This is a genomic window from Jatrophihabitans endophyticus, from assembly GCF_900129455.1.
Lineage (GTDB): Bacteria > Actinomycetota > Actinomycetes > Mycobacteriales > Jatrophihabitantaceae > Jatrophihabitans > Jatrophihabitans endophyticus.
In genome coordinates this window covers 270,974-291,756 of the sequence record NZ_FQVU01000001.1, presented here as the reverse complement: position 1 = coordinate 291,756, position 20,783 = coordinate 270,974, and the positions used below count along the sequence as shown (strand labels likewise).

Here is a 20,783-nt window from a genome sequence, read left to right as displayed (position 1 = left end):
TCAGTCCAGCTGCACCGAACGGGACAGGTGGTGCGGACGGTCGGGGTCACGCCCCGCGGCGGCGGCCAGGGCGAGGGCGAGCCGGTGCACGGCCGGCAGCTGCGCGAGCGGATCGAGTTCCGGGGCCACGAGCGTCGCACCCGTCGCGCGGACGGGATCGGCGACGAACTCGGGGACCGGGCCGAAGGACCACACCAGGGTGCCCGGCCCGGCCACGGCGATCGGGCCGTGCTGGTACTCCATCAGCGCGTACGACTCGGTCCACGCGCCCGCGGCCTCGCGGCACTTGAGCGCGGCCTCGTGGGCCAGACCGATCGTCCAGCCGGCGCCGAGGAAGACGACGTGGCGGGGGAGCGGGTCTGGCAGCGGCAGCACCAGCGCGGCGCCGGCCTGCGCGGGCAGCTCGGAAAGGGCGGCGTCGCCGGCGTCGCCGGCGGCGCCGACGAGCGAGGCCCGCAGCAGCAGCAGGGCCGAGGTCGCGAAGCGGGTCTGCACGATGGACGTCTCGTCGGCGTAGTCGAGCAGCAGCGTCCGGTCGCAGGCCTCGGCGACGGGCGTGCCGGCCTCGCCCACGACCCCGATCACCGACGTCGAGCCGCGCAGCTGCTCCACGACGCGCAGCACGTCGGTGGTGGTGCCCGAGCGCGAGAGCACGACGAGGGTCTCGGCCGGGTCGAGGTAGGGGATCTCCGAGGCGATGGCCGCACGCGTACGGCCGAGCCCGGCGTCGTTGCGCAGCCGGGCGTAGGACTCGCCGACGTAGTAGGACGTCCCGCAGCCCACGAACAGCACCGGCGTCCCCGCCGTGGGCAGCACGGCGGACGTCCGCAGCGATTCGGCGAGCACGCGCGTCCAGATGGCGGGTTGGCTCTCGACCTCCGCGCGGGTGCGCGTGGCGGGCAGCGGGTGCTGATCGGTCGTCGTCATCGACGGTTCTCCTGTGGTGCTCGGGCGATCTCGGTGATGATGTCGGGAGCGAGGTCGGCGGCCAGGGCGTCGGCCTCGGCGGCCGACGGCAGCGCGCCGGTGCCGCCCCAGCCGGCGAGCGAGAGCGTGCCGCACGCGACGGCGCGCGCGAGGGCTTCGGCGTCCGCGTGCCCGGCCAGCCGGGCCGACAGGAACCCGGCGTCGAAGTTGTCGCCGGCGCCCGTGGTGTCGAGCGGGGTGACCGGCCGCCCGGCCACGCGGTGCAGCCCGCGGGCGGACACCAGCGCGGCACCGGCCGCGCCGAGCTTGAGCGCGACCGCCGGGCCGTGGGCTTGCAGCGTCGCGGCGGCGACCACCGGGTCGACCGGCGGCGGGCCGTCGCCTCCCGCCGCCGCGTGCAGCGAGTGGGCGATGGCGACGCACTCGGCCGCGTTCGGCAGCACGACGTCGAGGTGCGGCAGGACGGGGTGCACGGCGTCCCAGCGCTCCTGCGGGTCCCAACCGGGGTCGAGCGACGTCGTGGCGCCGCCGCTGCGGGCGCGAGCCAGCAGGTCGGGCAGGCCGGGGCGCAGCGCCGACTGCAGGTAGACCGAGCTGACGTGCACGTGCCGGGCAGCGGCGAGCAGGTCGCCCGGGACGTCCGCGGCCCCGAGGTCGGCCATGGTGCCGGCGAAGGTGAGCAGCGCGCGGTCGCCGTCGGGGCGGGTGAGCACCACGGTCATGCCGGTGCGGCGGCCGGGCCGGCGGACGACGGCGGTGGCGTCGACCCCGGTGGCGGCCAGCAGGTCGACCGCCGCGCGGCCCGGCTCGTCGTCGCCGACGACCGCGCACAGCGCCACCCGCAGCCCGAGGGCGCTCGCGGCGGCGGCCGTGATGGCGCCGGAGCTGCCCAGCGTGATCGTCGCGTGGTCGACGAGCTGCTCGACCTGGCCGAACCGGACCGGGCCGTCGCACGCCACGACCACGTCGGCGTTGAGCTCGGCGAGGACGAGCAGGTCGTACGGCCCGGTCTCGCTCACGTCGTCGCCCTCCCGCCTCGGCGCCGCCGGTCGCGCCGTCGGCGGGACCCTACGACCGTCGGCCCAGGAGGGTCAACCAAGATCGACCGTGAACGATCAAAAGCAAGCACATCGTGGCTCACTATTGACCGAGCGCCGTGTCGAGTGCCAGGCTCCCGCCACGCCTTCTCGACCTCCGGGAGTCCAGATGACCGTCACCCGTCGCCACTTCCTCTCCGGTGCGCTCGGCAGCGCCGCCCTGCTCGGACTGGGGGCCTGCAGCTCGGTCCACAGCGGCTCGGACGACACGGCGAGCGCCGCGGCGAAGCCCAAGAGCGGCTCGAACGGGGCCAAGGCCACGCTGGGCAAGGTGAGCGGCACGCTGACGTTCGCGTTCTGGGGCGGCAGCACCGGCGAGACCGCGGGGTTCACGTACGCGAAACAGAAGTTCGAGGCCGCGAACCCGGGCGCCACGATCAAGCTCAAGATCGCGCCGTACGACAGCTTCTTCTCCGGCATCGACCGCGGCATCCAGTCCGGCAACGCCCCCGACATCTTCCGGGTCGACTACACCACCATCGGCAAGTACTCCAAGGCCGGCGCGCTGCTCGACGTCTCGCCCTACTTCAGCGACGCCGAGATCGCCGAGTTCCTGCCCGCGCTGTGGAAGGCGATCACGTACGACGGCACGCCCTACGGCATCCCGCACCAGACCGACACGACGTGCGTCGTCTACAGCAAGAAGGCGTTCGCCGACGCCGGCATCACCTCGGTGCCCGACTCGCTGCAGAGCGCCTGGACGTGGGACGAGTTCTCGGCGGTCTGCACCAAGCTGCGGTCGTCGCTGCCGGCCAACAAGTTCCCCTTCGCCTACGACTGGACGCAGGCCGGCGCCTTCCGCTGGCTGTCCTGGCTGTACCAGGCCGGCGGCACGCTGCTCAGCCCCGATCTCGGCAAGTGCGCGCTGCCCAGCAGCGCCGGCACCAAGGCGCTCGACTTCACCAAGAGCTTTTTCGATAAGAAGTGGGTGCCGGCGAACAACACCATCAAGACGAGCGTGTACTCCGACAACTTCTTCCTCAACCAGACGGTGCCGATGACGTTCGTCGGGGACTTCCTCGTTCCCGAGCTCGCCGCGCCGAAGACCGGTTACAAGGGTGGCGACTGGGGCGCCACGTACATGCCACGCGACACCGGCGCGGCCTCCGACCTCGGCGGCAACGCCATCGTCGCGTTGAAGACGACGAAGAACCCCGACCTGGCCGGCGCGTTCCTGCGTTTCCTCGCCAGCGAGGAGATCATGAAGTACTTCTGCGAGCAGGCCGTCGAGCTCCCGACCCTGAAATCGCTCGCCGACAGCTCGTTGCAGTACGCCTACCGCCCCGACGTCGTGAAGGTGTGCGCCGAGCAGGCGACGACCATCACCGACACGGTGGTGAAGGAGTCCACGATCTCGTCCTTCGCCACGATCAACACCGTGCTGCAGGACCAGCTCGAACAGGCGTTCCACGGCCAGTCGACCGCGGCCACGCTCGGCGGCATCGCGACGAAGGTCGACCAGGCGCTCTGACGGACGAACGAGGTGACCGGGCGATGACGACCCAGGGGCACGTGCTCGACTTCGACAACTCCGACGCGGGCGTGCCACCCGCGGCGCAGGCGATGCTGCCGCCTGCGCGGTCGCGACGCGGGCGCGGTCTGGTCGGTCGCGCGCACGGCTCGGCCGCGGCGTTCTTCCTGCTGCCCAACATCGTGCTGGTCGCGCTGTTCCTGCTCGTACCGCTCGCGATGTCGCTGTACTACAGCTTCCAGCGACTCGATCCCCTCGGCGGATCGCAGTTCCTCGGCGTCAACAACTACGCGGACCTCTTCGCCGACGGCGTGTTCTGGCAGTCGCTGCTCAACACCGCGATCTTCACGGTGGCGACGGTGCCCGTCGGCATGGCCCTCGGGCTGGGACTCGCCGTGCTGCTCAACGGCGTGCTGCCCGGGCGCACGCTGTACCGCTCGATCATCTTCCTGCCCCTGGTGATCTCGGGCGTCGCCACCGGCGTGCTGGGCACGTGGATGTTCGACCAGTACAACGGCTTCTTCAACAAGGCGCTCGACGCCATCGGCATCGGTTCGATCAACTGGCAGTCCGACGGGCACTGGGCGATGACCTCGCTCGTGCTGATGACGCTGTGGCAGCGAGTGGGCTTCGACATGCTGATCTACCTGGCCGGGCTGCAGGGGGTGAGCCCCGACCTGCTCGAGGCCGCCGAGCTCGACGGCGCGTCACCGTGGCGGCGCTTCCGCGACGTCACGTTCCCGCTGCTGGGGCCGTCGACGTTCTTCCTGCTCGTCATGAACGTCATCTACTCGTTCCAGGTCTTCGACACGGTGTGGGCGATGACCCGCGGTGGGCCGGGGTACTCGACCACCACCGTCGTGACGTACGCCTACCGGCAGTCCTTCGACGACCACGGCCCGCAGCTGCTCGGGTACGGCGCGGCGATCGGCATGGTCATCTACGTCATCACGCTGCTCATCACGGTCGCGCAGTGGCGACTGTCCCGCAATCGCGACCAGACCGGCTGAACGGAGCGACCGATGGCCACCGTGACCCTGCCCGCCACCCGCGGGACGTCCGTCGCACCCGTGCGGCGGACGTCGCGCCGCGGCCGGTTCTTCGTGCCGCGGCTGATCCTCGCGGTACTCGCGACCCTCGTCATCCTGTTCCCGCTGTACTGGATGGTCGTCACCGCGCTCTCGACGCAGAAGGACCTCTACTCGCCCGGGCTGCACCTGTGGCCCCAGCACCTGACCTGGTCGAACTTCAGCCAGCCGGTGCACGACTTCCCGGTGTGGACGTGGTTCCGCAACTCGACGCTGATCGCCGTGGCGGTCACGGCCATCACGGTGAGCTGCAACCTGCTCGCGGGCTACGCCTTCGCCAAGCTGCGCTTCCGGGGCCGCAACGCGCTGTTCCTGCTGCTGCTGTCGACGATGATGATTCCCGTGCAGGCGATCATGATCGCGCAGTTCAAGTTCACGATCCACCTCGGTCTGTACGGCAACGTATGGGCGGTGATCCTGCCGGAGAGCGCCACCGTGTTCGGGATCTTCCTCGCTCGGCAGTTCTTCCTCGCCATCCCCGACGAGCTCATCGAGGCGGCTCGCGTCGACGGTGCCGGGCAGCTGCGGATCTTCCGCAGCATCGTCCTGCCGCTGTGCCGACCGCTGCTCGCGGTGCTGACGCTGCTGACCGCGATGTCGGAGTGGAACGCCTTCGCGTGGCCGCTGGTGGTGCTCTTCGGCAACCACGAGCTGTTCACGCTGCCCATCGGCATGGTGACCGACCTGCAGGGTCAGTACTCGTCGAACTACGGCGCGATCATGGCGATGAGCCTGCTCATGATCTCGCCGCTCATCGTGCTGTTCGTGCTGTTCCAGCGGTACTTCGTCCAGGGTCTCGCCCGCAGTGGGATCAAGTGACCATGCGCTACCTCAGCACCCTGGCCTTCCCGCCCGCCTGGCTCGACGAGCTGCGCGCCGCGGTGCCCGGCGTCGACGTCGTGCAGCTGCCCGCGGCCAGCGCCGCCGACGTGCCGGCGGACGTCTGGCGTGGTGTGGACGCGCTGCACACGTCGAGCGTGCTGCCCGAACCGGGGGACGCGCCGCGGCTGCGGTGGGTCCAGCTCGACACGTCCGGGGTCGACCACGTGCGCGACACCGCGCTGTGGCGATCGGACGTCGAGATCACCACCATCGGCGGCGTCTCGCCGGTGCCGCTCGCGCAGTACGTGCTGTTCTGCATCCTCGGGTTCGCGCACCGGCTCCCGGCCATGCTCGACGTCCGGGCCGCGCGGCACTGGCCGACGGCGCAGGTGCGGTGGGACGCCTTCCTGCCCGCCGCGCTGGACGGCGCGACCGTCGCGATCGTCGGCTACGGGCGCATCGGCCGCGAGATCGGCCGGTTGGCCCGCACACACGGCATGAGCGTCGTCGGCGTCACGCGCAGCGGCCGGCGGCCGGACCCGGCGGGTGCGGGTCAGGTCGAGTTCGGCGTCGCAGCCGGCGGGTTCGCCGTCGACCCGACGGCCGACGACGCCGACGTGCGCGTCGTCGGCCCCGAGCTGCTGGCCGACGTCCTCGCCACGGCCGACTACCTCGTCGTCGTGGTGCCGTTGACGGAGCACACCCGCGGCCTGATCGGTCGGCGGACGCTCGCCGCGCTCAAGCCCGGCGCCGTGGTGATCAACGTCGCCCGCGGCGGGGTCGTCGACGAGTCGGCGCTGCTGCACGCGCTGCGCTCGGGCGCGGTGGCAGGCGCCGCCCTGGACGTCTTCGACGAGGAACCGCTGCCGCCGACGTCGCCCTGGTGGCACGAGCCGAACGTGCTCGTCACTCCGCACGTCTCGGGACTCGCTCCGCGATACTTCGAGCAGGTGCGCCGCATCGTCACCGACAACCTTCGTCGGTTCGTCGACGGCGCGCCGCTGCTCAACCGGGTCGATCGCGAACGAGGTTACTGACCATGCTCAGTCTGGAACGGCAACGACGCCTCCTGCAGCACGTGCGCACGCACGGTTCGGGCAACGTGCTCGACCTCGCCGAGGAGCTCGGCGTGAGCGCGTCCACCGTGCGACGGGACCTGCGCGAGATGGACGAGCGCGGATTGCTGACGCGGGTGCACGGCGGGGCGAGCGTGCTGGACACCGACGTCGAACCGGTGCTGAGCTCGCGTTCCGCGGAGCGCAGCGAGCAGAAGCGGCGACTCGGCGAGGCCGCGGCCGAGCGGGTGCCCGACGGTGCGACCGTCCTGATCACCGGCGGGACCACGACCGAGACGATGCTGCCCTTCCTCGCCGGCCGGGAGCGGCTGACGGTGCTGACCAACGGGCTCAACATCGCCTACCAGCTGGCGCGGTACCCCGAGATCTCGGTCGTGGTGCTGGGCGGGGTCCTGCGCCACGACGAGATGTCGCTGCTCGGGCCCATCGCCGAGCACGTGCTCGCCGAGTTTCACGTCGACCTCGCGTTCTCGAGCGCCTTCGGCGTCGATCCCGAACACGGCATCTCCGGCGCCAACGTCACCGAGGCCGGCACCGACCGCCGGATGCTGCAGTCGGCCGACAAGCTCGTCGTGCTGGCCGACTCCAGCAAGTTCGGCCGGCGCGGCCCGGTCCGCTCGGCGCGCGTCGACCAGATCTCGTGCCTCGTCACCGACGGCGACGCGCCCGCGCCGGCGCTGCAGGCGTTCCGGGCCCAGGGCGTGGAGGTCGTCATCCGTTGATCCGCCGTGTGGCGCACCGCCATCGCCAGACCAGGAGGTCAGTCATGCCCGGCCACGACCCGGCGCCGCTCGACGTGCTGCGCGAGTGCCAGGACCGAGAGTTCAGCAGCGACGGCATCCCGATGCTGCTCGCCCTGGTCGACGAGCGAGGTGCGGTGCCCGGCGCGGGGCCGGTCCCGGCACCGGGGACCGCGGCGACCGGGGCGGCGCTGGCGCGGACGTTCGACGCGTATCGCCGCGCGCTCACCCCGAGCGCACGCGAGGGCGACATGGGGTGCGTGATCAGCGTGCTGCAGGCGGTCGCCTACGACGACTTCGGGCGCGAGGCCAGGTCGTGACGGCGCACCTGACGATGAGTGCCCATCGCGACGCGCTCGCGGCCGGCCGCTTCCTGCGCGTCGTCAACTTCCACAACACGCCGCGCGGTCAGCGTGACGTGTTGTACGACGAGCTCGCGCGCTACGCCAAGCGGTTCGCGGCGGTCACGCTCGCCGAGCTGGACGGCTTCTTCGCCACCGGCCGCTGGACCTCGGACCGGCCGGGGTTCGTGCCCGTCTTCTACGAGGGCTACCGCACGTGTCACGACGTCGCGGCCGCCGTCTGCGACGAGCTGGGCCTGGCCGCCTGGTTCGCCGTCTGCACCGGCTTCGTCGACACCCCGCCGGCGGAGCAGGAGGTCTACGCCCGCTCGCACGACATCGGGTTGACGGCCGAGGAGCTCGCGATGCGCGGGGAGCGCATCGCCCTCAGCTGGGACGAGGTGGCCGAGCTGTCACGCCGTCACGTCGTGCTCCCGCACACCGCGTCGCACGCCGGGATCGGCGACGTGGGCACCGACGACGACCTCGAGCGCGAGGTGTTCGAGCCCAAACGACGGATGGACGCGGCGACCGGGCAGTCCGCCCCCGCGTTCGTGTGGCTGCACGGGACGCAGTGGGGGATGAGCGAGCGGCACGACCGGGCGTTGCAGCAGGCCGGTTACCGCTACCAGATCAGCAACACGATGATCCACCGCATCGCCTGACGATCGCCGCCGGCCTGCCGATCGTCCTGCGCCTGCGGCGTCCGGTGTCGATTGCCGCCGAAGCTCGGCCCGCGCCTGGTCCGGGTCAGGACCGGCGGTGCACGGGCGCGTCGTCGGCGATCCACACCTGCGACACGACCGGCTCCGGGGCGCTCCAACGGCCCGGACCGCGGTACAGGTGCGCGAGGCCGGATCCCCTGCGCAGGACGGCGTCCACCCGCCCGCCGTCGAGCGTGGTGCGCGCCCAGGCGACCGCGTCGTACGGCACGTCGGCCGGCAGTCCGGGGGGTGGTGCGGGCTCGGGGCCGTCGGTGCGGGGGAGCACGTCCCACGTCGCGGCGGGGTAGTGCTCGGTGCCGGTGACGAGCCGCACCGGTCGGCCGTCAGCGAGCCGGACGTCGATCGTCAACGACGTGGGCGTCTCGCGTACCGGGCCCGCCGCGACGACGCCGTGGGCGATCGTCCCGGTGGCGACGAAGCCCTCGGCGGGTGCCCAGTACAGCCGGTGCAGCTCGCCGTCGGCGAGCGCCAACAGCTCGAGGTGGTCCGGTCCCGCGTGCAGCTGGCTGATGCGCGCCGCCTCGACCGGGACGCCGGCGAGCACCTGCAGACCGCCGCTCCAGCATCTCGGTGGCGCGCCCTCGCGCACCGCGACGCCCGTGTCGGCATCGGCGTTGAACCAGAAGATCCACACGCCGCCGTGCGCACCCGGGACGGCGAGCTCGAGATTGCCGCTCTCGCCGTAGCGCCCCTGGACGAGGCCGGGCGATCCGGCCAGGGCGGGGAGGGGAACGCGAACCAAGGTCGTCATCCAGTCAGAATCGCGCAGAAACAGTCATTGTCAACCGAAGAGTGCGCGGATACGCTCGCAACCCCGGAGAGGAGCAGCATGAGGCTGGCCCGTGCCCGAGTCCCGCAGGTCGACGACGACCGCGGTGACGCCGGCGGCGACGACGTCCGTGGCGTCGTCCTGGCCGGCGAACGTGCCGTCGCGCTCCCGGAGGTGACGCCGGGCAGTGCGGACCCGCTGCTCGACCTGCTGCGCGCCGGTGCCGATCTCGGCGAGGTCGCGCGCGCCGCGCTCGCCGCGGCCGACGCACCGGTGTACGACCGGGCGGCGCTCGCCGTGCTGGCCCCGCTGCGACGGCCGGGCAAGATCGTCGCGATCGGGCTCAACTACCGCGACCACACGGCCGAGACCGGTCTGGCGGCGCCGAGCGAGCCGCTCACCTTCGCCAAGTACCCGAGCTCGATCGCGGGGCCGGGTGAGCCGATCGTCGTCCCCGCCGCGATCACCACCAGCGTCGACTGGGAGGCCGAGCTCGCCGTCGTCGTCGGCCGGCCCTGCGGCCCGGCGCGGCCGGGCACGCTCGCCGACGTCGCCGCGTACACCGTCGGCAACGACGTCTCGGCGCGCGACCTGCAGTTCGCCGATACACAGTGGACGCGGGGCAAGTCCCTCGACACGTTCTGCCCGCTCGGCCCGGAGCTCGTCACCCCCGACGAGGTGGGTGACCCGCAGGCGCTGCGCATCTGGACGACCGTCAACGGCGCGACCATGCAGGACGCCACCACCGCCGACATGATCTTCGACGTCGCCACGCTGCTGCGTCACCTCACGGCCACCGTCACGCTCGAGGCCGGCGACGTCGTGCTCACCGGCACGCCCCCCGGCGTCGGCGGCTTCCGCACCCCGCCGGTGTACCTGGCCGACGGCGACGTGGTGACCGTCGGCGTCGAGCGCGTCGGCGAGCTCACCAACCCCGTCCGCCACGTCTGATCGGAATCCCATGCGACGCGTGCTCGTCCTCATCGGCGCCGGCAGCGCCGTCTTCACCCGCGGCCTGCTCGCCGACCTCATCTCGGCCCGCGACCTCGGCGACTGGGAGATCCGGCTCGTCGACATCGCCGAGGAGCCGCTGGCCAAGGCGGTCGGCCTGGCGCAGCGGATGGTCGAGGCACGCGGCGCCGGCGACCACATCACCGTCGTGGGGTCGACCCGGCGGCGCGACGTGCTGCCCGGTGCCGACTTCGTCGTCACCTGCGTCGGCGTCGGCGGTCGCCCGGGCTGGCAGACCGACCACGAGGTGTGCATGCGCCACGGCGTCTTCCAGCCCGTCGGCGACTCGGTGATGCCCGGCGGGGTGTCGCGTCTGCTGCGCACGACGCCCGTGCTCGTCGAGGTCGCGCGCGACGTCGTCGACCTCGCGCCGGACGCGCACTTCTTCAACTACAGCAACCCGATGACCGCCAACGTGATGGCGATGGCGCGCTGGGCCGGGGCCGAGCACGTCGTCGGCCTCTGCCACGGCATGCACCACGTGCAGCACCACCTCGCCGCGTTCATCGGCAAGCCGTTCGAAGAGACCTCGACGCTCTACGCCGGCATCAACCACCTGACGTTCATCTACGACTTCCGGTGGAGCGGAGCGGACGCGTGGCCGCTGGTGCGCGAGAAGGTCGCCGCCGAGCTGGCCGAGCCCGCCGATCCCGACGATCTCGGCAACATCTTCGCCGACGGCACCAAGGCCTGGAACAACCCGTTCTCGTGGGAGCTGTTCGGCCGCTACGGCGCGTTCCCCGCCGCCGAGGACCGGCACGTCACGGAGTTCTTCCCGCAGCGGTGGGAGGGCGGCACGTACTTCGGCAAGACGCTCGGCGTCGACGCGTTCTCCGTCCCCGAGATCCTCGAGTGGGGCGAGAACCGCTACCAGTCGATGGTGGCGCAGGCCGACGGCACGCAGCCGCTCGACGAGTCCATCTTCGACCGTTCCAGCGGCGAGCAGGAGCAGCTGATCGGCATCATCCGCTCGGTGCTCACCGACTCGCGCGACATGTTCTCCTGCAACGTCCTCAACCGTGGCGCCGTCCCCGGGCTGCCCGACGACGCCGCGCTCGAGCTGCCCGGCGTGGCCACCGCGCGCGGCATCCGTCCGATCGCCGTGCCCGATCTGTCGACGCCGCTGACCGCCATCCTCAACCAGCGGCTGACGTCGGTGTACCTCGCGACCGAGGCGGCCATGACCGGCGACCGCGACCTCGCCGTCGAGGCGGTCATCGCCGACGGCGCGGTCACCGACCCCGACGCCGCCGCCCGGTTGACCGACGCGCTCATCGACGCGCAGCGGCAGCACCTGCCGCGCTTCCGATGAGCCTGCGCTCCGCGGCCTGGTTCGCGGCCGAGGGCAAGACCGGCATCATGCACCGGTCGTGGCTGCGTTCGGAGGGGCTGCCCGACGACAGCTTCGAGGGCCGTCCCGTCATCGGCATCGCCAACAGCTGGTCGGAGCTGACGCCGTGCAACGTGCACCTGCGTGAGCTGGCCGAGCACGTGAAGCGGGGCGTCTGGCAGGCCGGCGGGGTGCCGTTCGAGTTCCCGACGACGTCGGCCGGCGAACCGCTCGTCCGGCCGTCGGCGATGCTGCTGCGCAACCTGATCTCGATGGATCTCGAGGAGACGCTGCGTGCCAACCCGCTCGACGGCGTGGTGCTGCTCGCGGGGTGCGACAAGACGACGCCGGCGTACCTGATGGGCGCGGCGAGCGTGGACCTGCCGACGGTGCTGCTCACCGGCGGCCCGATGCTCAACGGCAAGTACCGCGGCACCGACATCGGGTCGGGGACGTCCGTGTGGCGGTTGACCGAGCAGTACCGCGCCGGCGAGATCGGTGCGGCGGAGCTCGCCGAGGCCGAGGGGTGCATGGCGCGCAGCCGGGGTCACTGCATGACCATGGGGACGGCCTCGACCATGGCCGTGCTCGGGGAGGTGCTGGGCATGCAGCTGCCCGGCGGGGCGGACCTGCCCGCCGACGACGCCCGCCGGCGCACCCTCGCCCATCTCGCCGGTCGACGGATCGTCGCGATGGTGGCCGAGCAGCTGACGATGTCGCGCGTGGTGACGCGGGCGTCGTTCGAGAACGCGATCCGCGTCAACGCCGCGCTCGGTGGCTCGACCAACGCCGTGGTGCACCTGCTGGCGATCGCGGGCCGGCTCGGCGTGTCGCTGACGCTCGACGACTTCGACGCGCTCGCCGCCGACCTGCCGACGCTCGTGGACCTCATGCCGTCGGGGCGCTTCCTGATGGAGGACTTCTGCTACGCCGGCGGGGCGGGCGCGCTCGTCGCCGAGCTGGGGGAGCGGCTCGATCGCGCAGCCCGCACCGTCACCGGCCGCACGCTCGGCGAGAACTACGCCGCGGCGCAGTGCCACGACCGCGAGGTGATCCGGACGTTCGACGACCCGGTGAAGCCGCCGGGGTCGCACATCGCGGTCCTGCGCGGTTCGCTCGCGCCCGCGGGCGCGGTGATCAAGCAGTCGGCCGCGGCGCCGGAGCTGATGCGACACCGCGGCCGCGCCCGGGTGTGGGACCGCGTCGAGGACTACCTGGCCGAGGCCGACCGGCCCGACTGCGACATCGCGGCCGACGACGTCATCGTCGTGCGCAACGCCGGGCCGCGCGGGTACCCCGGCATGCCCGAGATCGGCAACGTCGCGCTGCCGAAACGCCTGCTGGAACAGGGGGTGCGTGACATGGTCCGCATCTCCGACGCGCGGATGAGCGGGACGTCCTACGGCACCGTCGTGCTGCACGTGGCTCCCGAGGCGGCGGCGGGCGGCCCGCTGGCGCTCGTCCGCGACGGCGATGTCGTCGTCCTCGACGTCCCGGCCCGCCGGCTCGACCTGGAGGTCGACGACGCCGAGCTGGCACGGCGTCGCGCGGAGTGGCGGGCCGAACCGGCCCCGGGCACCGACCGTGGGTACCTGCGGCTGTTCGTCGAGCACGTCACCGGGGCCGAGGTGGGCGCCGACTTCGACTTCCTGCGGGGGCGCAGCGGGGCCGACGTCCCGAGGCAGGCGTTCTGAACGACGGGCCGGGCGGCGGGCCGCGGCGGGTCCTCGTGGTGGGGGCGACGGGCGCGCTCCGCCCGGCCGTGGCGGCGCTCCGGGCCGGTGGGGCGGAGGTCCACGCCCTCGCCCGACACGTCGACCTCGCCGGGGTCGTCCCGGTCGCGGTGGACTGGCACGACACCGCCGCCGTGCGGGTCGCGCTCGAGGGTCGGGAGCTGGACGAGGCGCTGGTGTACGCGCCGACCGCGCCCGCCGCGAGCGTCGCCGCGCTCGTCGCCGCGGTGTCGGGACGGGTCGTGCGGCTGCTGCCCAGCGCCGCGCTGCGGCCGCCCGCCACCCTCGCCGACCTCGCCGCGCCGGACGCGGTGCGGGTGGTGCTGGGCTGGGCCCGGGGGGCGGGCGGCTCGCGGTGGCACACGCCGGCGGAGATCTCGGCCGCCGCGCTCGGCGCCCTGCGTGACGGCCACGACACCGTGCTCGGCGCCGTGCGGCCGTGGTCGCACCGTCCGGTGTGACTCGTGGCGCGTCCTCCTCGCGTCGCGCGCACGAAGAGACGAGCGGGACCGTGGGGGGACGGTCCCGCTCGCCGGTGTGGGAGACGGATCGGGTGGAGCGCTCGCTGCTAGCGCAGCCAGCCGAAGCGGCGCACGATCGGCAGCCGGGCCCAGCTGCGGCCGAGGCCCCAGGTGTCGCCGGCGTAGGTGAGGGCGACGACGATCAGCGCGACGGCGTACACGATGTGGTAGTCGACGAGCGGGTTGACCGAGCCGCTGGGGGCACCGGCGGAGGTGTGCTGGGCCAGGGGGAACTCGGCCAGCCACATGAGGGCCATGATGAGCGCACCCGCGGCGGCGGAGAGCCGCACGCCGACGCCGGCGATGACGGCGGCGCCGACACCGAGCATGCCGAGCATGAACAGCCAGTCGGCATACCAGGTGCCGGCCATGGTGTGGAACAGCGACTGCAGCGGGCCGACCTCGACGTGCGACAGGAAGCCGTCGGTCGGGGAGCCGCCGTGGATCCAGGCCTTCGCCGACTCCGTGGAGTAGCCGAGCCCGAACGTCTTGTCGAGGAACGCCCACAGGAAGACGAATCCGGTGGCGATGCGCAGCACGGCCAGGGCGCGGGCGCCGGCGTGGCTGAGCATGGAGCCCGGCGCCTCGGCGACCTCGTGGCTGGTGCTGGTGCTGATGATGGAGCGGTCGGTGGTCATGACGTCCTCCTCCTCGGAAGGCCGCGTCCTGCGGTGAATCCAGACTGCGCGCGCCGCGGCGCCGGGGGAGGGGCCCAACGCCGGGGGACGTCCCATGACCTTCGTCCCGGTCCCGCCCGGGACGCGGCGGGGCCGGGACGCGCCGGGTCGAAGGTCCTAGGCCGAGCCCCGCACTAGTTCCCTGCTGCGCGCGTCCACGCGCGAGAAGGGTGGCGAGCGGCCGGGTGACGCGTGTGCGTCGCGACGGCCGCAACGACAAACAGCGATCTCGCGAGGTGTGTTCGTGGACCCGACGATGTTGGCCCGCTGGCAGTTCGCCAGCACGACCGTCTATCACTTCCTCATCGTCCCGTTGTCCATCGGACTGACGCTGCTCGTCGCGGTGATGCAGACGCTGGCCTACCGGGCACGTCACGCCGCGCCGGCGGCCGCCACCGCGGTCGGGGGCGATCCGGACGGCTCGGACGGTGCGGCGGCGGCGCCGGTGGGTCCGGTCGCGTCCGCGACCGCCGACACCTGGGACCGTGCGTCGCGCTTCTGGGGCCGCATCATGCTGGTGCTCTTCGCCCTGGGCATCGTCACCGGCATCGTGCAGGAGTTCCAGTTCGGCATGAACTGGTCGGCCTACTCGCGCTTCGTCGGCGACATCTTCGGTGCCCCGCTGGCGATGGAGGGGCTGATCGCGTTCTTCCTCGAGTCGACGTTCCTCGGCCTGTGGATCTTCGGCCGTGACCTGCTCAGCCCGCGGCTTCACCTGGCCACCATCTGGCTGGCCGCCATCGGCACCGTCATCAGCGCCTACTTCATCCTCGCCGCGAACAGCTTCATGCAGCACCCGGTGGGCCTCGTCTACAGCGCCGAGCATCGCCGCGTCGAGCTGACGTCCATCTGGAAGGTGCTCACCAACTCCACGCAGCTGCTGACGTTCCCGCACGTGGTGTTCGCCGCGATCCTCACCGCCGGCGGCATCCTGCTCTCGGTCAGCGCCTGGCACCTGCGCAAGGACGGCGACGCCGCCGACCCGGTGCACCGCAAGGTCGCCGGGCTCGCGCTGGGTGTCGTGCTCTTCGGTGCGGTGTCCTCGAGCCTGGTGGGTCACGCGCAGGGCCAGCTCATGACCGAGCAGCAGCCGATGAAGATGGCCGCCGCCGAGGCCCTGTGGGACAGCAAGGACCACGCCTCCTTCAGCCTCTTCGCCTACGGCGACGTCGAGAAGGGTCGGAACAAGATCGACATCGCGATCCCGGACGGCCTGTCCATCCTCGCCACCAACCGTCCCGGCGGGTACGTCGCCGGCGTCAACGACATCCAGCAGGCGGAAGAGGCCAAGTACGGGCCCGGCAGCTACATCCCCGTCGTCTGGCTCGCGTACTGGACGTTCCGGCTGATGATCGGCTTCGGTGCGCTCGCCGGGCTGCTCGCCGCGGCGGTCGTCGTCCAGTGGCGGCGCGGCCGGCTCACCTCCTCGCGCCGCTTGCTGCGGATCGCCACGTGGACGGTCGTCCTGCCGCTGGCCGCGAACTCGGCCGGCTGGATCTTCACCGAGACCGCCCGTCAGCCCTGGCTGGTCTACGGCCTGCTGCGGACCAAGGACGGCATCAGCACCAACGTCGGCTCCGGCATGGTGCTGACCACGCTCGTCGGCTTCACGCTGCTCTACGGCGTGCTCGGCGTCATCTGCTTCACCCTGGTGCGCCGCATCGCCCGCACCGGGCCCGACCCGGCGGCGCCGGCCGTCGCCGACGGTCCCCGCGACCCCGACGGGCCGGCCGACGAGTCCGACGACTCGCAGCTGAGCCTGGTCTGACCGGCCGAATCACGAGGAAGAGGAACACACGGTGCAAGGGTTCTGGTTCGGGGTCATCGCGATCCTGTGGGCGGGTTTCTTCGTGCTCGAGGGGTTCGACTTCGGCGTCGGCATGCTGCTGCCGCTGGTCGGGCGCAACGACGCCCAGCGGCAGCTCACGCTGCGCACGATCGGTCCGGTGTGGGACGGCAACGAGGTGTGGTTGATCGTCGCGGGCGGGGCGAGCTTCGCGGCGTTCCCCGAGTGGTACGCGTCGGTGTTCTCCGGCTTCTACCTCGCGTTCGCGCTGCTGCTCGCCGGCCTCATCGTGCGCGGCATCGGCATCGAGTACCGCCACCGCGCCGAGACCGACAACGGCCGCCGGTGGTGCGACCTCGGCGTGGTCGTCGGCTCGCTGGTGCCGGCGCTGCTGATCGGCGTCGCGTTCGCCGACTTCGTGCGCGGCGTCGAGCTCGACCGCGACCACGTGATGACGGGCGGGTTCTTCTCGCTGCTCACGCCCTACGCGCTGCTGGGTGGCCTGACCACCCTGAGCCTGTTCGCCTTCCACGGCGCGCGGTTCCTGACGCTGCGGGCGACCGGCGACGTCGCGACCCGCGCCGCCGGGTACGCCCGCCTGCTCGGGCCGGTGTCGCTCGTGCTCGCCCTCGCGTGGGTCGTCTGGACGTCGCAGGTGCGCGGCGGCGCGCTCAGCGTCGAGATCGGGATCCTCATGGTGGCCGTGCTCGCGGTGGCCGTCGTGGCCCGGCCGCGCCAGCAGGTGCTCGGGTTCGCGGCGACCGCGGCGACCGCCGCACTGGTGCCGATCTGGGCGTTCTCGGCGATGTGGCCGAACATGCTGCCGGCCCGCAACGACGCCGCGTTCTCGCTGACCGTCCACAACGCCAGCTCCAGCCCGCACACGCTCGCGGTGATGACCGGTGTCGCGCTCGTCTGCACGCCGATCGTGCTCGCGTACCAGGCGTGGACGTACTGGGTGTTCCGCGCCCGCGTCACCGGCGAGCTCACCGACGCGGGAGCAGCCCCCGCGGTCCCCGGTCGCGTCGGGTCGGTGCTGGACCGCGCGCGCTCGTCCGCGCAGCACACCCTCGGCGTGGGCCACGGCGCCTCGCGTGCCGACGGTGGCCGGCCGGGGGAGCAGGACGTGCCGCAGTGAGCGCTCCGGTCGACCCGCGGCTGCCGCGCACCGTCCCCGCGGTGCGACGGCAGCTCGCCGCCCTGGTGGCGTTGCAGTTCGCCGGCGCGTTGCTGGTCGTCGCGCAGGCCGCGCTGCTCGCCGAGATCGTCGCGACGGTGGTGCTGCACGGGACCGCCGGGCTCGGCGCGCTCGGCCGGCCGTTGCTGCTGCTCGTCGGGGTGGGGGTCGGCCGGGCCGTGCTCGGCGCCGGGCAGGAGTGGGTCGGCGCGCGGTCCTCGGAGCGGGTGCGTGCCGACCTGCGTGGCCGGGTGCTGGCCGCCGTCGTGCGGCTCGGTCCGACGTGGGCCGCGGCGCAGCCCTCCGGGCGTCTCGTCACCGCCGCGGGTCCAGGCCTGGACGCGCTGGACGGGTACCTCACCCGCGCGCTGCCGGCCATGGTCGCCGCCGGCGTCGTCCCGCCGTTCGTCGTGGCGCGCATCGGACTGGCCGACTGGCAGAGCGCGGCCATCCTGGTCGGCTGCCTGCCGCTCGTCCCCCTGTTCATGGTGCTCGTGGGCGTCACGACGCGACGGCGGATGGCGACCCAGTATGCGCTGCTCGCCCGGCTGGCCGGGCACTTCCTCGACCTCGTGCAGGGACTGACCTCGCTGAAGGTGTACGGCCGGGCCCGGGCCCAGGTCGACACCGTGCGGCGGGCGACCGACGCCTACCGCCGGCACACGCTCGCCACCCTCAAGGTGGCGTTCCTGTCCGGGCTGGTGCTCGACGTGATCGCGACGCTGTCGGTCGCGGTGGTCGCGGTCGACGTGGGTCTGCGCCTCGACCACGGCGGCCTGTCGCTGCGCACCGCGCTCCTGGTGCTGCTGCTGGCCCCGGAGCTGTTCGCGCCGCTGCGCGCGGTCGGCGCCCAGTACCACGCCGCCGAGGAGGGCCGGGTCGCCGCCGGTGCCGCGCTCGACGTGCTCGACGAGGCGGCCGCGGTGTCGCTGGCCGACGGCGTCGTCGCGGCCGCGGCCGGCCCGGCACCGCGCTCGGGGACGGCCCTCTCGGTGCGCGGGTTGTCCGTCCACCACGCGGGGCGTGGCGCCCCGGCGCTCGACCGCCTCGACCTCGACGTGCCCGCCGGTCAGGTGCTCGCCGTGCGCGGCCCGAGCGGCGGCGGCAAGTCCACGCTGCTCGGCGTGCTGCTGGGCTTCGTCGCACCGTCCGCCGGGGCGGTGTACGCCGGCGGACGCGGAGCCGACCCGGGGGACGCCGTCGTCCTCGACTCCGACGCGTGGCGTGCGCACACCGCGTGGGTGCCGCAGCGCCCCACCCCCACCCAGCCCACGGTGTCCGCCGAGGTCGCGCTGGGCGATCCGTCGGCCACCGCCGCGCAGCTCGCGCAGGCCGTCGCCGACTGCCGCGCGCCGGCCGGGGACACCCCGCTCGGCGAGGACGGCGTCCGGGTGTCAGCCGGGCAGCGGCGCCGGGTCGCGCTCGCCCGTGCCCTGCTGCGCGCCCGCGCCGTCCACGCCCTCGGGGAGGTGCCGCTGCTGCTGCTCGACGAGCCGAGCGAGGATCTCGACCCCGTGACCGAGCAGGTCGTCGCGAGCGTGATCGGCTCGCTCGCCGGCTGGGCGACGGTCGTCATGGTGACCCACAGCGACGCCCTCGCCGCCGTGGCCGAGCGCACCGTCGAGCTGCGCGACGGGCGGATCGAGTCCGACCGGGCGATCGCCCGACCGGTGCGGCCGGCCCTGCCCACACCCGGACCGGTCGAGCGTGCAGTGCCGATGACGGCCGTCGCCGGGCCGGCGCCCGCCGCGCCGGCCCGGCTGCGCACCCTGCTCGACGTCGACCCGGCCCTGCGACGTCGCCTCGTGATCGCGGCGGTGCTCTCCGGCGCGACCGGTCTCGCGGCCCTCGCGCTGACGGCCACCTCGGTGTGGCTCATCTGCCGCGCGTCGCAGCACCCGAACGTGCAGGCGCTGGAGGTCGCCGTCGTCGGCGTGCGGACGTTCGCGCTGGCCCGCGCGCTGCTGCGCTACGGCGACCGCCTCGTCGCGCACGACGTCGCGCTGCGACTGCTGGCGCAGGTGCGGGCGCGGGTCTTCGCCGCACTCGAACCCCTCGCCCCGACCGGTCTGGCCGGCCTCGCCCGCGGCGACCTGCTGCGCCGCTTCGTCGGTGACGTCGACGCCATCCAGGACGGCCTGGTGCGGGCGGTGCTGCCCCTCGCCGGCGCCGCGATCACGGCCGGTGGCGCGGCGGCGCTGGCGGTGCTCGTGCTGCCGGCCGCCGGCACCGTCCTCGCCGCCGGCCTGGTCGCCGCGCTGGTGGTGGCGGCCTGGTTCACCCGCCGGGCGGCCGGCTCCGGACGGGCCGTGGCCGCGGCGGTCGGCGAGCGCGACCGGCGCTCGACGGCGCTGCTCGCCGGCCTCGCCGAGCTCACCGCCTACGGAGCGGCGCGCCGTGCGCTCGCCGGCGTGGGCGACGCCGACACCGAGGCGCTCGGCCGCTCCCGCCGGCCCGCCGCCGCGGCCGCGCTCGGCGCCGGGCTCACCGGCCTCGTCTCCGCGACGACGCTGCCCGCCGTGCTCGCCGTCACCGTACAGCTGGTGGCCGGCGGCGGGGTCGACCCGCTCGTCGTGGGGGCGTTGCTCGCGTGCGTGCTCACCGGCTTCGAGGCGGTCGCGCCGCTGCCCGCCGCGTTCGCCGCCTGGGGCCGGCTGCGGGCCAGTCTGGCGCGTGTCGCCACCCTGCTCGCCACGCCCGCCCCCGTCCCCGAGCCCGCCGGGACCGTCCCCGCCGCGCCGAGCGACCGGACCCCGGTCGGGGTGGCCGCCGACGGCGTGGACCTGGCGCCGGCCACCGGCGCCGATCTCGTCATCCGCGACGCCGACCTCGCGCTCGCACCCGGCCGCCGGATCGCCGTCACCGGGCCCAGCGGCTGCGGCAAGAGCACGCTGCTCACCGCCGCGATGCGCCTGCTCCCGGTGCAGCGCGGCCGGCTGGACCTCACGTCGACGGCCGGCCGGACGCCGCTCGCGCAGCTGCCCGCCGCCGCCGTCCCGCCGCTCGTCGCCGGGTCGCTGCAGGGCGATCACGTCTTCGACACGAGCCTGCGCGACAACCTGCGCGTCGTCCGGCCCGAGGCCACCGATGCCGACCTCGGCGCCGCCGCCCGCCGCGCCGGGCTGGCCGAGTTCGTGACTGGTCTGCCCGACGGGTGGGACACCGCCGCCGGCCCGGACGGCGGCGCGCTCTCCGGTGGGCAGCGGCAACGACTGCTGCTCGCACGGGCCCTGCTCGCCGACCCCGCCGTCCTCGTCCTCGACGAGCCGACGGCGCACCTCGACCCGGACACCGAGCGGGCCGTGCTCGCCGACCTGCTCGCCGCCACGGCCGGGCGGACCGTGCTGCTCACCACCCACCGCCGCGTCCCGGTCGAGCGACTGGACGCGGTGCTCGCCGTCGTAGACGGCCGGCTCCGCGACGTCACGCCCGTCGCGGGGACCGCCTGACCCGTTTCCGGGTGTCCGGGTGATCGACATCCAGGTACCGCTG

18 protein-coding genes are annotated in these 20,783 nt (G+C 73.5%); 14 read left to right on the top strand and 4 right to left on the bottom strand.

Features of this window, described 5'->3' with window-relative positions:
* Positions 1 to 927 carry an SIS domain-containing protein gene (locus BUE29_RS01370; protein ID WP_073384982.1) on the bottom strand — a complete coding sequence of 309 codons (927 nt, stop codon included), beginning with the start codon at positions 925 to 927 and terminating at the stop codon, positions 1 to 3.
* On the bottom strand, positions 924 to 1,946 hold the full coding sequence (locus BUE29_RS01365) for a carbohydrate kinase family protein (protein ID WP_073384980.1): 1,023 nt from the start codon (positions 1,944 to 1,946) through the stop codon (positions 924 to 926). The genes BUE29_RS01370 and BUE29_RS01365 overlap by 4 nt, the downstream gene beginning before the upstream one ends.
* A 187-nt stretch (positions 1,947 to 2,133) precedes the next feature.
* On the opposite strand from BUE29_RS01365, the gene BUE29_RS01360 reads away from it, so the two are divergent.
* The 7 genes from BUE29_RS01360 to BUE29_RS01330 are packed head-to-tail and all read left to right on the top strand — an operon-like array spanning position 2,134 to position 8,227.
* Positions 2,134 to 3,495, top strand: coding sequence for an ABC transporter substrate-binding protein (locus BUE29_RS01360; protein WP_073384978.1), 1,362 nt, complete (start codon positions 2,134 to 2,136; stop codon positions 3,493 to 3,495).
* Between the two features lie 23 nt (positions 3,496 to 3,518).
* Positions 3,519 to 4,505, top strand: coding sequence for a carbohydrate ABC transporter permease (locus BUE29_RS01355; RefSeq protein WP_084180590.1), 987 nt, complete (start codon positions 3,519 to 3,521; stop codon positions 4,503 to 4,505).
* Positions 4,506 to 4,517: 12 nt separating this feature from the next.
* Positions 4,518 to 5,402, top strand: coding sequence for a carbohydrate ABC transporter permease (locus BUE29_RS01350; protein ID WP_084180589.1), 885 nt, complete (start codon positions 4,518 to 4,520; stop codon positions 5,400 to 5,402).
* Between the two features lie 2 nt (positions 5,403 to 5,404).
* Entirely contained in the window at positions 5,405 to 6,442 is a 1,038-nt protein-coding gene (locus BUE29_RS01345) for a D-2-hydroxyacid dehydrogenase (protein ID WP_073384977.1), read from the top strand.
* Between the two features lie 2 nt (positions 6,443 to 6,444).
* On the top strand, positions 6,445 to 7,203 hold the full coding sequence (locus tag BUE29_RS01340) for a DeoR/GlpR family DNA-binding transcription regulator (RefSeq protein ID WP_073384975.1): 759 nt from the start codon (positions 6,445 to 6,447) through the stop codon (positions 7,201 to 7,203).
* Positions 7,204 to 7,247: 44 nt separating this feature from the next.
* Positions 7,248 to 7,541 (top strand): hypothetical protein, encoded by a 294-nt coding sequence (locus BUE29_RS01335; protein WP_073384972.1) that lies wholly within the window; start codon positions 7,248 to 7,250, stop codon positions 7,539 to 7,541.
* 14 nt (positions 7,542 to 7,555) lie between these two features.
* On the top strand, positions 7,556 to 8,227 hold the full coding sequence (locus BUE29_RS01330) for a polysaccharide deacetylase family protein (RefSeq protein WP_143167919.1): 672 nt from the start codon (positions 7,556 to 7,558) through the stop codon (positions 8,225 to 8,227).
* A gap of 85 nt (positions 8,228 to 8,312) precedes the next feature.
* On the opposite strand, the gene BUE29_RS01325 is transcribed toward BUE29_RS01330, so the two are convergent.
* The gene (locus tag BUE29_RS01325) at positions 8,313 to 9,038 is read right to left on the bottom strand and encodes a hypothetical protein (RefSeq protein WP_073384968.1); all 726 of its coding nucleotides are present in this window, start codon (positions 9,036 to 9,038) and stop codon (positions 8,313 to 8,315) included.
* A 78-nt stretch (positions 9,039 to 9,116) separates the two neighbouring features.
* Between BUE29_RS01325 and BUE29_RS01320 the strand changes: the two genes are divergently transcribed.
* From BUE29_RS01320 to BUE29_RS01305, 4 genes are read left to right on the top strand one after another with little or no spacing between them, the layout of a single operon-like run.
* Positions 9,117 to 10,007, top strand: coding sequence for a fumarylacetoacetate hydrolase family protein (locus tag BUE29_RS01320; protein WP_084180588.1), 891 nt, complete (start codon positions 9,117 to 9,119; stop codon positions 10,005 to 10,007).
* 10 nt (positions 10,008 to 10,017) lie between these two features.
* Positions 10,018 to 11,379 carry a family 4 glycosyl hydrolase gene (locus tag BUE29_RS01315; protein WP_073384965.1) on the top strand — a complete coding sequence of 454 codons (1,362 nt, stop codon included), beginning with the start codon at positions 10,018 to 10,020 and terminating at the stop codon, positions 11,377 to 11,379.
* Complete coding sequence (locus tag BUE29_RS01310; protein ID WP_073384963.1) at positions 11,376 to 13,091, top strand: IlvD/Edd family dehydratase; 1,716 nt, start codon at positions 11,376 to 11,378, stop codon at positions 13,089 to 13,091. The genes BUE29_RS01315 and BUE29_RS01310 overlap by 4 nt, the downstream gene beginning before the upstream one ends.
* Before the next feature lie 38 nt (positions 13,092 to 13,129).
* Positions 13,130 to 13,591: a Rossmann-fold NAD(P)-binding domain-containing protein gene (locus BUE29_RS01305; RefSeq protein WP_143167918.1), complete on the top strand. Its 462-nt coding sequence runs from the start codon at positions 13,130 to 13,132 to the stop codon at positions 13,589 to 13,591.
* A 107-nt stretch (positions 13,592 to 13,698) separates the two neighbouring features.
* Here the strand turns inward: BUE29_RS01305 and BUE29_RS01300 are convergent, their stop codons facing one another.
* Complete coding sequence (locus BUE29_RS01300; RefSeq protein WP_407657314.1) at positions 13,699 to 14,223, bottom strand: hypothetical protein; 525 nt, start codon at positions 14,221 to 14,223, stop codon at positions 13,699 to 13,701.
* Between the two features lie 349 nt (positions 14,224 to 14,572).
* On the opposite strand from BUE29_RS01300, the gene BUE29_RS01295 reads away from it, so the two are divergent.
* The 3 genes from BUE29_RS01295 to cydD are packed head-to-tail and all read left to right on the top strand — an operon-like array spanning position 14,573 to position 20,740.
* Positions 14,573 to 16,096: a cytochrome ubiquinol oxidase subunit I gene (locus BUE29_RS01295; protein ID WP_234971303.1), complete on the top strand. Its 1,524-nt coding sequence runs from the start codon at positions 14,573 to 14,575 to the stop codon at positions 16,094 to 16,096.
* A gap of 31 nt (positions 16,097 to 16,127) precedes the next feature.
* Positions 16,128 to 17,252: a cytochrome d ubiquinol oxidase subunit II gene (gene cydB / locus BUE29_RS01290; protein ID WP_073384957.1), complete on the top strand. Its 1,125-nt coding sequence runs from the start codon at positions 16,128 to 16,130 to the stop codon at positions 17,250 to 17,252.
* Positions 17,249 to 20,740 (top strand): thiol reductant ABC exporter subunit CydD, encoded by a 3,492-nt coding sequence (gene cydD, locus BUE29_RS01285; RefSeq protein ID WP_073384955.1) that lies wholly within the window; start codon positions 17,249 to 17,251, stop codon positions 20,738 to 20,740. Before cydB ends, cydD begins: the two co-directional genes overlap by 4 nt.
* Positions 20,741 to 20,783: the final 43 nt, after the last annotated feature.